The organism is Nocardioides luteus (assembly GCF_000960475.2).
Classification (GTDB): Bacteria; Actinomycetota; Actinomycetes; order Propionibacteriales; family Nocardioidaceae; genus Nocardioides; species Nocardioides luteus_A.
The window spans coordinates 13691-26895 of sequence record NZ_JZDQ02000013.1; the positions used below are offsets into that span (position 1 = coordinate 13691).

Genomic DNA, 13205 nt, shown 5'->3' on the forward strand with positions numbered 1-13205 from the left:
CATGGAGAGCAGTAGGCCCGCGGTGCTGACCGCGAGCAAGAGCATCGGCCCGATATCGCCCCCTGGCGAGACCGGGAGCCGGATCGAGTCGACCCGAGGTGCCCGGGCGAACGAACGCACCGTCGTCGCCGCGCGCGGCGTGGCGGGTGTGCTCTGTTTCCTCGCCCTGTGGGAGGTGGTGGCACGCTACGACCTGCTCCCCCGTGACGTACTGCCACCGGCGTCCACCACGCTGGTGCACGCTGCCCAGCTCCTCGGTGACCGATCGTTCCTCGGACAGATCGGCTCGACCCTGTGGGCTGCCCTGCTCGGGTACGTCCTGGCCCTGGCGATCGCGGTACCGGCCGGGCTCGTCCTGGGCCTGTCCGACCGGCTGCACGCGGCCACCGCCACCGTGGTCGAGCTGATCCGGCCGCTCCCGCCGGTCGGCCTGGTCCCCCTCCTGGTCCTGGTGGTCGGCCAGGGGATCGAGATGAAGGCAGCGGTCGTCGCCCTCGGCTGCGTCTGGCCGCTGCTGATCAACACGATCCACGGGGTGCACTCCACCGACGGCACCGCGAAGGCCACGGCACGCTCGTTCGGCTGGTCGCGCGGGACGGTCGCCATCCGGGTCGTCTGGCCGTCGGCGGTGCCGTCGGTGCTCACCGGCGTCAGGATCACCGTCTCCGTCGCGCTCATCCTCTGCGTCGGTGCCGAGTTCATCGGCGGCAGCCGCGACGGCCTCGGGAGCTGGCTGCTCCAGCAGAGCATGCTCCCCGGCGGCATCGACACGGTCTGCGCCGGCGTGGTCGTGGCGGGCGCCCTCGGTCTCCTCGTCAACGGTGCCGTCACCGCACTCGAGCGCCGCTTCGCGGCCTGGGCACATCGGGAGGACTCATGAGCAGCACCGTGCAACCGAACGAACGCATGCTGCGGATCGCCGTGGGCTGGTGCGGCGCGCTCCTGCTGCTGGTCGCCTGGCAGCTGGCGACCGCGAACTCCGGCTCGATGTTCTTCCCCACCCCGCTGGAGATCTTCGACGACCTCCGGGAGAGGTGGTTCTCCGACGGGCTCGCCGGCGGGTTCCTGACCGATGCGTTCTTCGTCGACGTCACACCGAGCCTGAGGCGGCTCCTGATCGGGCTGCTGGTCGCCTGGTCGGTGGGGATCTCGCTCGGAGTGCTCCTCGGCCGGATCCCCGCCGTCGCGCACACCGTCGAGCCGATCCTGCACTTCATGCGGGCGCTGCCCGGCCCGGTGCTGCTCCCGCTGGCGCTGGTCCTGGTGGGGACCGGAACGACGATGCGGGTCTCGCTGATCGCGTTCGGCGCGGTCTGGCCGGTCCTGTTCAACACCTACAGTGCCGTACGCCGGGTGCCGGAGGGCTATCTGGAGACCGCCCGCACGGCGAAGGTCTCGCGGCTGCGGACCTTGTTCCAGGTGATCCTGCCGGCCGCCAGCACGGGCATCTTCGCCGGCATCCGGGTCTCCACCTCGCTCGGCATCATCTTGCTCATCGCCTCAGAGCTGGTGGCCGCCTCGGACGGCATCGGGTTCGGCCTGACGCAGGCCCAACGGTCCTTCCAGCTGCTTCCCATGGTCGTTCATCGTCGCTCTGTCGCTGCTCGGCTACCTGTCCAACCTCGTCTTGAGCGGGATCGAGTCCGGCGTTCTGCGCTGGCACCGGCTCCTGATGGCAGTCCAGGACTGACCACCCCGAAAGGATGCAGATGACAACCACGCTTCTGGAGGTCGACGACCTCCGACACACCTACCGCACCCGCCAGGGCGACCAGACGGTCCTCGACGGCATCAACTTCGACGTCCAGCGCGGCGAGTTCGTCTCGATCGTGGGTCCTTCCGGCTGCGGCAAGACCACGCTGCTGCGTACGCTGTCGGGCCTGCTCCGCCCCACCGGCGGAACGATCACGCTGTCCGGGAACGTCATCACCGGCGTGCCCAAGGGGCTCGCGATGGTCTTCCAGGACTACCGGGCGTCGCTCTTCCCGTGGCGACGCGTCGGCGCGAACGTGGAGTTCCCGCTGCTGGGACGGGTGTCCAAGGCCGAGCGCCGGGCGCGGACACTCGAGTCGCTGAGCGCGGTCGGTCTGGCGGACGCGGCCGACAAGTACGCCTGGCAGCTCTCCGGTGGCATGCAGCAGCGTGTCGCGATCGCCCGAGCGCTCGCCATGCGGCCCGAGCTCCTCCTGATGGACGAGCCGTTCGCCTCCGTCGACGCCCAGACCCGCTCCGATCTCGAAGACCTCCTGCTCCGCGTCCGCGAGCAGTTCGACATGACGATCCTCTTCGTCACCCACGACGTAGACGAAAGCGTCTACCTCAGCACTCGGGTGCTGTCGCTCAGCAAGGCGCCGACCGTCAAGACGGCCGACGTCCCGGTCCCGCTCACCTTCCCGCGGGACCAGATCCACACCCGAGAAAACCCGTCGTTCGTCGAGACCAGGAGCGAGGTGGCCCGTCTGATCCGGCAGGCGAGCCCCGGTGGGCTGGCCGCTGCGGCCGGCGCTCACTGAGGGACGTCGGGCCCACCCCCACCGCGCCCGACCTCCGGACATGTCCGTCTCCACCGCGAGCGATGAAGCAACTCCAAGGAGAACACAGATGAACCTGCGTACCCCACGACGACTCGGCGCGTTCGTGCTCACGGTCCTGCTCGTCAGCGCCACCGGTGCCTGCGGCAGCGACGATGCACAGTCGGCGTCGGCCGGCGACGGCGGGAAGGTGACGCTGTCGATCCCCCCGGTCGGCGACTCCCTGCCGGTGTACGACGCGATCAGCAAGGGCTACTTCGCCGACGAGGGTCTCGACGTCGAGCTCACCCCGGCCGCGAACGGCGCCACCACGATCAATGCCCTGGTCTCGGGCAGCACCGACCTGGCCCTGGTCTCCTACCCGTCCCTGATCACCGCCTACTCCTCCGACCTGCCGGTCACCATCGCCGCACCGGCGATCGCGGGAACCGACACGTACGCCTCCGGTCTGTACGTGCTGGAGGACTCCGAGATCAAGGAGCCGGCCGACATGGTCGGCAAGAAGATGGCGACGCCGTCCCTGGGCTCCGTGGGCGACATCTGGTTCCGAGGGGTGCTGCTCCAGGAGGGCCTCGACCCCGACAGCGTCACCTACATCGAGATCCCGCAGGCCAACATGGCCGCCGCGCTCGAAGCCGGCGACGTGGACGGCATCTTCCAGACCGAGCCGACCCTCAGCGCGACCGAGGCGAACCTGGACGTCCGGCCGATCGGCTTCCAGAACGGACCCCAGGGCCTCTTCGCGACGTCCGACAAGCTGATGAAGGAACGGCCTGAGGTCGTGACGAAGTTCCGAGCGGCTCTCGCCAAGGCCGTCACCGACATCGAGGACGATCCGCAGGGAGTCGCCGAGGCGATGATGCCCGAGCACACCGAGATGACTCCGGAGGTCGCCGCCAAGATGCGCCTCCCCGAGTACCAGGTCGACTACGACGCCGACGGCGTCCAGAAGGTCATCGACCTGATGGTCGAGGTGGGTCTGCTCAAGGACTCCTTCGACGCGAGTGAGCTCTACCAGGACGCCAGCTGAGCATCATCCCTCGGCTCAGCTGACCACGAACGACCCGACCACCAACGCGGGCCGTGCCGCCATCGGTGCGGCCCGCCGGAGGAGATCCATGTCCCACCACACCCGCGACCACGTCGCCATCGTCGGCGCCGGAGAGTCGCCCTACACCCGCCATCCCGCCGCCGGCACCACCACCGCCGGAGTGCTGGGTGACGCCGTCATCCGTGCTCTGCGCGATGCCGGCCTCGAGCCCGGCGACGTCGACGGGCTGGGTTTCGCCAGCTTCACGCTCGGTCCCGACCACGCGATCGACCTCGCCTGGCGGCTGGGCCTCCACCTGCGCTGGATCATGCAGGACACGAACGGTGGCGCGAGTGCCGGCGGGATGCTCCAGCATGCGGTGCGGGCCGTCGAGGCCGGTGATGCCTCGGTGATCGTGCTCGTCGCCGGCGACGCCATGGACAACGCGGCGCACGAGCGGCTCGTCAAGGCGTACAACCAGGCGACCGTCGACCATCTGGCCGGGCTTCCGATGACCGGGCCGAACGCGCTGTTCGCGATGCTGACGCAGCGGCAGATGGCCGCGTGGCAGCTGGACCGGAAGGACTACGGCAGCCTCGTGACGGCCCAGCGCGCCTGGGCCGGGCTGAACCCCGGAGCCGTGTACCGCGCTCCCATGACGATCGACGAATACCTGGACGCGCCCCTGGTCGCGGCGCCGCTGGGCCGTTTCGACTGCGTCCCGCCGGTCACCGGCGCCGACGCCATCGTGGTCACCGCCGAGGAGCGGGCGACGGGTCGCCGCGCACGAGTGCTGGCGGTCACCGCCGCCTACAACGGCGACGACCAGGTCGGCGACGGGATCCGGACGGCGGTCGCCGCGTGCGCCCCCGCGGCATGGGAGCGCGCGGGCGTCGCGCCGACCGATACCGACGTGATCAGCGTGTACGACGACTACCCGGCGATGGTGCTCTCGCAGCTCGTCGACCTCGGGGTGACCGATCCCGGGTCGGTCCAGGCTGTCGTCGCCGAACAGATCGCCACCCGGCGTCTTCCGGTCAACACCTCCGGCGGTCAGCTCTCCGCCGGCCAGGCCGGCGCCGGCGGAGGCATGCACGGGATGGTCGAAGTCGTGCAGCAGCTGCGCGGGCGAGCCTCCGGCCGGCAGGTCGAGGCCCGGATCGGGGTCGTGACCGGCTACGGCATGGTGCTCTACCGGCACGGGTCCTGCGGGAACGTCGCGGTGCTGGAGGCGGTGGCATGAGCCTCGTCGTCCAACACTGTGGTGGTTGCGGCAGGGACTACTTCCCTCACCGGATCCTGTGCCCGACGTGCGGCACCGCCGATCTCGAGGAACGGCCCCTCGAGCGAGGCCGCGTCGTGGCCAGCACACGCACGAGCGACGGATCGACGCTGCTCACCGTCGAGTGCGCGCCCGACCTGCAGGTCGTCGCCCGTCTGGTCGGGGACGGCGACCTCGAGTCCGGCCAGGAGCTTCCCCTCACCACGTCGCTCCTCACACCCGGACCTGCGGCGTACGTCCCGACCCCTGCCAGGGCCGAGGACGACCCGCGCCGGCTACCGAGCGACATGCCGCTGCGTGAATGCACGATCCCAGGCATGCTGCTGGCCCGCGCGTCCCTGACGCCGGAGGCGCCCCTGCTCGTGTGCGGCGACGTACGCCGCACCGCGGCCGAGATGGTCGAGGCGGTGGCACGCGCCGCGGGAGCGCTCGCAGAGCGCGGCGTCATCGCCGGGGAGCGGGTCGCCTTCCTCGCCTCCAACCGGGTGGAGCTTCTCGATCTGGTGCTCGGTGCGGCGTGGCTGGGAGCCGTCGCGGTCCCCGTCAACACCGCCGCCCGCGGAAGCCAGCTGCACCACATCCTGGCCAACTCCGGGGCGCGACTGCTCGTCGTCGAGGCCGAGATCGAACCTCACGTCAACGACCTCCCGGCGCTCCCGGACCTGCAGGCGAGGTGGGTCCTGGGCGAGCAGACCGCCGCGATGGGCGCTCCGGTGCCGCCCGCCGCGGTCGCGCCCGGTGACCCCGCCGCGATCCTCTACACCTCCGGGACGACGGGCGTCTCCAAGGGCGTCGTCTGCCCCCAGGCGCAGTTCTGGTGGTGGGGCTGCAACGTCAGCGAGCAGATCGGCATCCGGTCCGACGACGTGCTCCACACCTGTCTCCCGCTGTTCCACACCAACGCCCTCAACGCGTTCAGCCAGGCGTTGGTCAGCGGTGCGACGTACGTCCTCGGGGGCCGCTTCTCGGCATCGCGGTTCTGGTCGCAGATGGTGGAGAGCGGCGCCACCGTGACCTACCTGCTCGGCGCCATGGTGGGCATCCTCGACAGCCGGCCACCGTCGGACCTCGATCGTGCTCACCGGGTGCGGATGGCCCTGTCGCCGGCGACCCCCGGCCGGCTGCTGGCACCGTTCCGCGAGCGCTTCGGCGTCGCGCTGCTCGACGGCTACGGATCGACCGAGACCAACGCGGTCGTCGCCACCCGTCCCGGCGAGGAGCGACCGGGCTACATCGGCAGGCTGCAGCCGGGCTTCCACATGCGGGTGGTCGATGCCGACGGCGCCGACGTCCCACCAGGGACCCCCGGGGAGCTGCTGCTGCGCAGCGACCAGCCCTTCGCCTTCGCCTCCGGCTACTTCGGCATGCCGGAGGCCACCACCGCAGCCTGGCAGGACCTGTGGTTCCACACCGGCGACCGGATCGCCGTGGAGGCGGACGGGTCGATGCGCTTCGTCGACCGGATCAAGGACGTGATCCGCCGGCGTGGCGAGAACATCTCGTCGGTCGAGGTCGAGGACGTGCTTCGCGCGCATCCTGCGGTCGCCGACGTGGCGGTCTACGCCGTCGACTCCGAGCTCGGGGAGGACGAGGTCATGGCGGCGGTCGTCGCCAAGGAGGCGCTGGACCTGGACTTCGAGGATCTCGTCGAGTTCTGCGGCCCACGCCTCGCCGCGTACGCCATCCCCAGATTCATGCTTCGGCTCGATGCGCTCCCGCTGACCGAGAACGGCAAGGTCCGCAAGCCAGAGCTTCGCAGCCGTGGGACCGACGGCGCGTGGGACCGGCAGCCGCCGCGCCCGCGCCCGACCGCTCCTGCTTCGGCACCAACAGAACGGACAGCACATGCGTGAGTACAAGAACTTCATCGACGGCCGGTTCACCGACGGCGCCGAGGCGTTCGCCGACGTCGACCCGGCCACCGGGCAGCAGGTCGCCTGGGTGCACGAGGCGGATGCCGGACTCGTCGACCAGGCCGTCCGGGCAGCCCGGGCAGCCCTGGACGGGCCCTGGGGACGTACGTCGGTGCAGGAGCGGTGCACCCTGCTCCGTCGCATCGCGGACGAGATCGACCGGCGAGCCGACGACCTGCTGGCCGCGGAGGTCGCCGACACCGGCAAGCCGGAGGCCGGCGCCCGAGCCCTCGACATCGCCCGGGCGGCCGCCAACTTCCGCGCCTTCGCCGACGTCATGGGCGCCGAAGGGGTGGAGTCCTACCTCCAGGACCTGGGCGAGGGCCGACAGGCGCTGAACTACGCCGTCCGCAAGCCGCTGGGTGTGGTGGCCGCGATCGTGCCGTGGAACCTGCCGCTCCTGCTGCTGACCTGGAAGCTGGCGCCGGCCCTGGCGTGCGGCAACACGCTCGTGGTCAAGCCGTCCGAGGAGACGCCCGGCTCGGCGACCGTGCTGGCCGAGGTGCTCGCCGCGGCCGGCGTGCCGGAGGGTGTCTACAACGTCGTCCACGGGTTCGGGTCCGGATCGGCCGGTGAGCACCTCACCAGCCACCCCGACGTCGACGGCGTCACCTTCACCGGCTCGACCGCCACCGGCGCCGGCATCATGAAGACCGTCGCGCCCCGCATCCGGCCGGTCTCCTTCGAGCTGGGCGGCAAGAACGCCGCTCTCGTCTTCGCCGACGCCGACCTCGACGCCACCATCGCCGGCCTGACGCGCTCCGTGTTCGCCAACACCGGTCAGGTCTGCCTGTGCACGGAGCGCGTCTACATCGAGCGGTCGGTCTTCGACGAGGTGACCGAGCGGCTCGTCGCGGCTGCCGAGGCGCTTCGCCTCGGCGCCCCGTCGGATCCCACGACGACGACCGGCCCGGTGATCTCCCGAGCCCACCAGAAGAAGGTCCTCGACTACCTCGATCTCGCCGAGCAGGCGGGCGCCAAGGTGCTGACCGGAGGGCGGGCCGCCGACCTGGAGGGACCCCTGAACGGCGGGTTCTGGATCGAGCCGACCTTGTGGACAGGACTGACCAACAACGACCGCCCGGTCCGTGAGGAGATCTTCGGGCCCGTCGCCGCCCTGATGCCGTTCGACACCGAGGACGAGGCGATCAGCCTCGCGAACGACACCGACTACGGGCTCGCCGCTGCTGTCTGGACGACGGATCTCGGTCGCGCACACCGGGTCGCGGGTCGGATGCAGACCGGGATCTCCTGGGTCAACACCTGGTTCCTGCGCGAGCTGCGGTCGCCGTTCGGCGGCATGGGGCTGTCCGGCATCGGCCGTGAGGGCGGCCGTCACTCGCTCGACTTCTACACCGAGACCACGAATGTGTGCGTGGCGCTGTGAGCGCGGCAGAAGGGCGTGACATGACGACTCCATCCCCCGTGGTCTCCCAGGCCGCCGAGCTCCTCGACACCGCGCAGCAGGCCGTCACCCCGGTGGGCACGGCGACGCCGTGGCCGGACCTCGACCTCGACGAGGCGTACGCGACCCAGGCGGCCCTGATCGCACGACGGCACGCACGCGGCGAGCACGGCGTCGGCCTCAAGCTCGGGTTCACCAGCGAGGCCAAGATGCGCCAGATGGGCGTGGACGAGGTCATCGTCGGACAGCTGACCGACGGCATGCAGGCCGCCGACGGCGGCACGATCGACATGGACGCGCTCATCCACCCGCGGGTCGAGCCCGAGGTCGCCTTCCTGGTCGGGGCCGATGTCGACCTCGCCGACCCGGACGTCGATCTGGAAGCGGCGCTGACGGGAGTGGCGGCAGGGCTCGAGATCATCGACTCCCGCTACGACGGGTTCCGGTTCGACCTGCCGCGCGTGGTCGCCGACAACACCTCGGCCGCGATGTTCGTCCTCGGGCCGTGGCGTGCCCTGGACGAGGTGGACCTGGACGACGTCCCCGTCACCCTGCGGGCCCGGGACGAGGTGGTCGCCGAAGGAACGACCGCGGCCATCCTCGGCCACCCGCTGCGGACCCTGCCTCGCCTGGTCGCCCTCGGGCGGCGCCTGGGACTACGGCTGCCCGCGGGCTCCGTGGTGCTCGCGGGCGCCGCGACCGAGGCCGTCGCGCTTGGGCCGGGAGCCGTCAGCGCCGAGATCCCCGGACTCGGTTCGGTTCGGGCCGTGGCCGTCTCGGACAGCGCCGGCCCGCTCGGCGACGGAGGTGGGCGATGAGCGACGCCTTCCTGGTCGAGAGCAAGGCTCGGCCCCGTGGCCGGTTCCCGCACGCCCGTCGAGCCGGCGACCTGCTCTTCGTCTCCGGCACCAGCAGCCGCCGGCCCGACAACACCTTCGTCGGTGTCGAGGTCGACGAGCTCGGGACCACCCGCCTGGACATCCGCGCCCAGACGGCCGCCGTGATCGAGAACATCCGCGACATCCTGCGAGCCGCCGGCGGCGACCTCGACGACCTCGTCCAGGTGACCTCCTACCTCGTCAACATGAACGACTTCGGCGGCTACAACGACGTCTACGGCTCCTACTTCGACGAGTCCGGGCCGACGCGGACCACCGTCGCGGTCCACCAGCTCCCCCACCCGCACCTGCTCATCGAGATCCAGGCCGTGGCCCACCTGCCCGGCCCCACCCCTCAGGAGGAAACGAAATGACTCAGTCGACCACCAGCGTCCCCCCGGTGCTCAACTTCGCGAAGTGGATCAGCGACCACGAGCAGGACCTCAAGCCTCCGGTCAACAACAAGGCGATCTTCACCGGCGACGACTTCATCGTGCAGGTGGTCGGCGGCCCGAACCAGCGGACCGACTTCCACGTCGACCCCTACGAGGAGTGGTTCCACCAGATCAAGGGCTCCATGCACGTCGACGTGATGACCGAGGACGGCAAGGTCACCGTCGAGATCAAGGAGGGTGAGACCTGGCTCCTGCCCGGCAACCTCCCCCACTCGCCCCAGCGGCCGGAGGCCGGGTCGATCGGTGTGGTCATCGAGCGGATCCGCGAGGAGGGAACCCTGGAGAAGTTCCAGTGGTACTGCCTCGAGTGCTCGGCGCTCGTGCACGAGGTCGAGCTCCAGGTGCGCGACATCGTGGCCGACCTGCCTCCGGTGTTCACCTCGTTCTACGAGGACGAGGCGGCCCGTACGTGCGGCCGGTGCAACGCTCTCCACCCCGGGAAGGGCTGAGGCGCGTGACCTCGGCCATCGACGTACACACGCATTTCGTGCCGCCCGGCTGGCCGCAGCTCCCCGGCCCGGAGCCGCGGCTGTGGCTCGACGTCACGAGCGAGACCGAAGCGGTCATGATGATCGGCTCACGTGAGTTCCGGCGGATCGACTCGTCGGCCTGGGCCGCCGACGTCCGTCTCGCCGCCATGGACGCCGACGACGTGGAGACGCAGGTGGTCTCCCCGACCCCGGTGTTCTTCAGCTACGACGCCGCCCCGTCCGACGCGGCCGCGATCGCCCGCATCTTCAACGACCTCGCGCTCGAGATCACCGCCGAGTCGCCCCGGCTGCTCCCGTTCTGCCAGGTCCCTCTGCAGGACGCCGACCTCGCGTGCGCCGAGCTGGAGCGCTCCCTGGCCAACGGCCACGTCGGGGTGGAGATCGGGAACCATGTCGGCGACCGCGACCTCGACGACGCCGGCGTGGTGACCTTCCTCCAGCACTGCGCGAGTCTCGGCGTGCCGGTCTTCGTGCACCCCTGGGACCTGCCCAACTCACCACGGCTCGACCGGTGGATGGCGCAGTGGCTCACCGGGATGCCCGCCGAGACGCACCTCTCGATCCTGGCGATGGTGCTGGGCGGGGTCTTCGACCGGGTGTCGAGCGACCTGCGGATCTGCTTCGCGCACGGTGGCGGGTCCTTCCCCTACTGGCTGGGCCGGATGGACAACGCCTGGCACCACCGGCATGACGTCATCGGCACCTCCGAGCACCCGCCTTCGCACTACCGCGACCGGTTCTCCGTCGACACCGTGGTCTTCGAGGAGGAGCCGCTGCGGCTGCTGGTCGACACCCTGGGCGCCGATCACGTGATGGTCGGCAGCGACTACCCCTACCCGCTGGGGGAACGTCCGGTCGGCAACGTCGTACGCAGGGCGAGCTTCCTCAGCGACGGCGACCGGGAGCTCCTGCTGCGCGGGAACGCGGCCACCTGGCTGGGAGCCGACCGGATGGTCCCGGCGTCGTGACCGCCGATCCGCTCCCCGGCCACATGCGGGCCGTGGTCGCGAGCCGGCCAGGAGGCCCGGAGGTCCTCGAGGTGACCCGGCGAGCCGTCCCGCAGCCCGGAGCCGGTGAGGCGCTGGTCCGCGTCGTCGCCGCCGGGGTCAACCGCGCCGACCTGATGCAGCGGGCCGGCACGTATCCCGGGACGGCGGCGGACCCGATCCTCGGCCTGGAGGTCTCCGGCGTCGTGGTCGCCACCGGTGCCGACGTACCGGACGACCTGATCGGCCGCGAGGTGTGTGCGCTGCTCCCCGGAGGCGGCTACGCCGAGTACGTCGCCGTGCGAGCGACCCACCTCGCACCCGTGCCTGCTCCCGTCTCCACCGTCGATGCCGGCGGTCTGATGGAGGCCGCCGCGACCGTGTGGTCGAACCTGTTCATGCCGAAGCCGCCCGAGCCGGGATCCTGGATGCTCGTGCACGGTGGCGCCAGCGGCATCGGCTCGCTCGCCGTGCAGCTCGCCGTCGCGTACGGCGTGCGGGTGGCGACCACGGTCGGCTCGCCCGAGAAGGCCGTGTTCGCCGAGAAGCTGGGCGCGCAGGTGGTGATCGATCATCGCCGGCAGGACTTCGCCGAGGAGCTGCTCGACCGGGGCATCAGGCCCGCGACCGTGCTCGACATCATCGGCGCGGACTACCTGGAGCGGAACCTGAAGGTGCTCGGCCGGGGAGGACGTCTGGTGATCATCGGGCACCAGAGCGGCTCGTCCCCCCAGATCGATCTCACCCGTCTCCTTCTGGGCAACCTGACCGTGACGGGCAGTGGCCTGCGGATGCGCCCCGACCACGAGAAGGACCAGATCATCGACGATCTCGTCCGGAACGCCTGGCCGCTGTACGAACGCGGCGCCGTCGTCCCCACCACCCACGCAGCGTTCCCGTTCGAGCGGGCTGCCGAGGCACATCTCCTGCTCGAACGCTCCCATCACCGCGGCAAGGTCCTGCTCCTCGCAGACCCGGACCTGCCCCCGACACCCGATAGGTACGCATGAACACCCCTCCCACCCGGATCCTCTACCAGAGCTTCACCGACCCCGCGGTCCACCAGCCCTACCTGAAGCGGCTGGAGGCCTACCTCGCCGAGATCGCGGCCCCCGGGGTCGTCTACGAGGTCCGAGGCATCAGCCCCGCCGACACCCAGCTGGGCAGGCTCAGCGAGCTCCGCTGCGGCGTCCAGTCGGTCGAAGGGATCGTCGCGGCGGAGGCCGAAGGCTTCGACGCCGTCCTCGTCGGCCACTTCCAGGACGCCTGCCTCTACGAGGCGCGAACCGCCGTGGACATCCCCGTCATCGGCCACGGCGAAGCCAGCATGCTGCAGGCCTGCATGCTGGGTGGCCGCATCGGCCTGGTGACGCTCGATCCCGTCTACCTCCCCTGGCACCGCGAGCAGATCGCCCGCTACGGCCTGTCCTCCCGGGTGGTCGACGTCCGCGCCTTCCGGCTGACCCCGGACCAGGCGGTCTCGGCGTACGACGACGAGTCGGCCTACCAGTCGATCAAGGACACCTTCGTCTCGCTGGCCAGCACCATGGTCCAGGAGAGCGGGGTCGACGTGGTGATGTCGGCCGGAGGCCTGTTCGCCCTCCTCAGCGCCGACGACCACGTCGAGGTGCCGGGCGCCCTGGTGGCGAACCCGACGCTCCTCGCCGTACGCCAGGCCGAGGCGTCCGTCGCGATCTCACGCGCCATGGGAACTCCGGTCTCGCGCGGAGGCACCTTCGCGCGAGCAACTCAGCAAGCAGTGGACGAACTCCTCACCCTCGTCAAAGGAACTCGATGATGAAGACACTCAGCTACACCGCCGACGCCGTGGCGACCGGTGACGGCCGCAACGGGCACGTACGCACCGGCGACGCCCTCGTCGACCTGGACCTGGGCATCCCGCAGGATCTGGGCGGTGCGGGCGGGCACGTCAGCAACCCCGAGCAGCTGTTCGCAGCCGGCTACTCGGCGTGCTTCCTCTCGGCGCTGCACTCGGTCGCCCGCGTACAACGCGTCAAGCTGCGCGACGCGCAGGTGCAGGCGAAGGTGACGATCAGCGGGGGCGGTGCCGGCTTCGACCTGGCCGTGGAGCTGGTCGTCCTCATGCCCGACGTCCCGCCCGAGACCGGTCAGGAGCTGCTCGAGGCCGCCCACCGCAAGTGCCCGTACTCGAGGGCTGTGGCGGGGAACATCCCGGTGACGCTGACTCATCGGTCCTGAGCTGGGGCAGGTTG

Annotated in this window: 14 protein-coding genes and 1 pseudogene; all 15 read left to right on the forward strand. The window is 70.7% G+C overall.

The genetic code is table 11. The features are described 5' to 3' along the window. Position 1: 1 nt before the first annotated feature. The 15 genes and pseudogenes from UG56_RS10695 to UG56_RS10760 all read left to right on the forward strand — a co-directional run bounded on the left by UG56_RS10695 (position 2) and on the right by UG56_RS10760 (position 13191). Entirely contained in the window at positions 2-880 is an 879-nt protein-coding gene (locus UG56_RS10695; protein ID WP_084100893.1) for an ABC transporter permease, read from the forward strand. Beyond that, positions 877-1713, forward strand: coding sequence for an ABC transporter permease (locus tag UG56_RS10700; RefSeq protein ID WP_084100896.1), 837 nt, complete (start codon positions 877-879; stop codon positions 1711-1713). The genes UG56_RS10695 and UG56_RS10700 overlap by 4 nt, the downstream gene beginning before the upstream one ends. Next, complete coding sequence (locus UG56_RS10705) at positions 1710-2513, forward strand: ABC transporter ATP-binding protein (protein ID WP_045548330.1); 804 nt, start codon at positions 1710-1712, stop codon at positions 2511-2513. Before UG56_RS10700 ends, UG56_RS10705 begins: the two co-directional genes overlap by 4 nt. Before the next feature lie 88 nt (positions 2514-2601). After that, complete coding sequence (locus UG56_RS10710; RefSeq protein WP_045548329.1) at positions 2602-3561, forward strand: ABC transporter substrate-binding protein; 960 nt, start codon at positions 2602-2604, stop codon at positions 3559-3561. Between the two features lie 88 nt (positions 3562-3649). After that, positions 3650-4804 carry a thiolase family protein gene (locus tag UG56_RS10715; protein ID WP_045548328.1) on the forward strand — a complete coding sequence of 385 codons (1155 nt, stop codon included), beginning with the start codon at positions 3650-3652 and terminating at the stop codon, positions 4802-4804. Further along, positions 4801-4881 (forward strand): annotated as a pseudogene (locus UG56_RS29115) (zinc ribbon domain-containing protein); the annotation flags it as partial. The gene UG56_RS10715 and the pseudogene UG56_RS29115, both read left to right, overlap by 4 nt. Before the next feature lie 39 nt (positions 4882-4920). Next, positions 4921-6696 (forward strand): ATP-dependent acyl-CoA ligase, encoded by a 1776-nt coding sequence (locus tag UG56_RS10720; RefSeq protein ID WP_256206551.1) that lies wholly within the window; start codon positions 4921-4923, stop codon positions 6694-6696. After that, the gene (locus tag UG56_RS10725; RefSeq protein ID WP_045548327.1) at positions 6689-8143 is read left to right on the forward strand and encodes a 2-hydroxymuconic semialdehyde dehydrogenase; all 1455 of its coding nucleotides are present in this window, start codon (positions 6689-6691) and stop codon (positions 8141-8143) included. Before UG56_RS10720 ends, UG56_RS10725 begins: the two co-directional genes overlap by 8 nt. Before the next feature lie 20 nt (positions 8144-8163). Beyond that, positions 8164-8979, forward strand: a complete 816-nt coding sequence (locus tag UG56_RS10730) for a 2-keto-4-pentenoate hydratase (RefSeq protein ID WP_045548326.1) — start codon at positions 8164-8166, stop codon at positions 8977-8979. Further along, positions 8976-9413 carry a RidA family protein gene (locus tag UG56_RS10735; protein ID WP_045548325.1) on the forward strand — a complete coding sequence of 146 codons (438 nt, stop codon included), beginning with the start codon at positions 8976-8978 and terminating at the stop codon, positions 9411-9413. The genes UG56_RS10730 and UG56_RS10735 overlap by 4 nt, the downstream gene beginning before the upstream one ends. After that, on the forward strand, positions 9410-9943 hold the full coding sequence (locus UG56_RS10740) for a 3-hydroxyanthranilate 3,4-dioxygenase (protein WP_045548324.1): 534 nt from the start codon (positions 9410-9412) through the stop codon (positions 9941-9943). The genes UG56_RS10735 and UG56_RS10740 overlap by 4 nt, the downstream gene beginning before the upstream one ends. A 5-nt stretch (positions 9944-9948) precedes the next feature. Continuing rightward, positions 9949-10953, forward strand: coding sequence for an amidohydrolase family protein (locus UG56_RS10745; RefSeq protein WP_045548323.1), 1005 nt, complete (start codon positions 9949-9951; stop codon positions 10951-10953). Beyond that, a complete protein-coding gene (locus tag UG56_RS10750; protein WP_256206552.1) occupies positions 10950-11981 on the forward strand; it encodes an NAD(P)H-quinone oxidoreductase in 1032 nt (343 codons plus the stop codon). Before UG56_RS10745 ends, UG56_RS10750 begins: the two co-directional genes overlap by 4 nt. Next, the gene (locus UG56_RS10755; protein ID WP_045548322.1) at positions 11978-12769 is read left to right on the forward strand and encodes an aspartate/glutamate racemase family protein; all 792 of its coding nucleotides are present in this window, start codon (positions 11978-11980) and stop codon (positions 12767-12769) included. The genes UG56_RS10750 and UG56_RS10755 overlap by 4 nt, the downstream gene beginning before the upstream one ends. Beyond that, positions 12766-13191 (forward strand): Ohr family peroxiredoxin, encoded by a 426-nt coding sequence (locus UG56_RS10760; RefSeq protein ID WP_218145191.1) that lies wholly within the window; start codon positions 12766-12768, stop codon positions 13189-13191. Before UG56_RS10755 ends, UG56_RS10760 begins: the two co-directional genes overlap by 4 nt. The last annotated feature ends 14 nt before the right edge of the window (positions 13192-13205 follow it).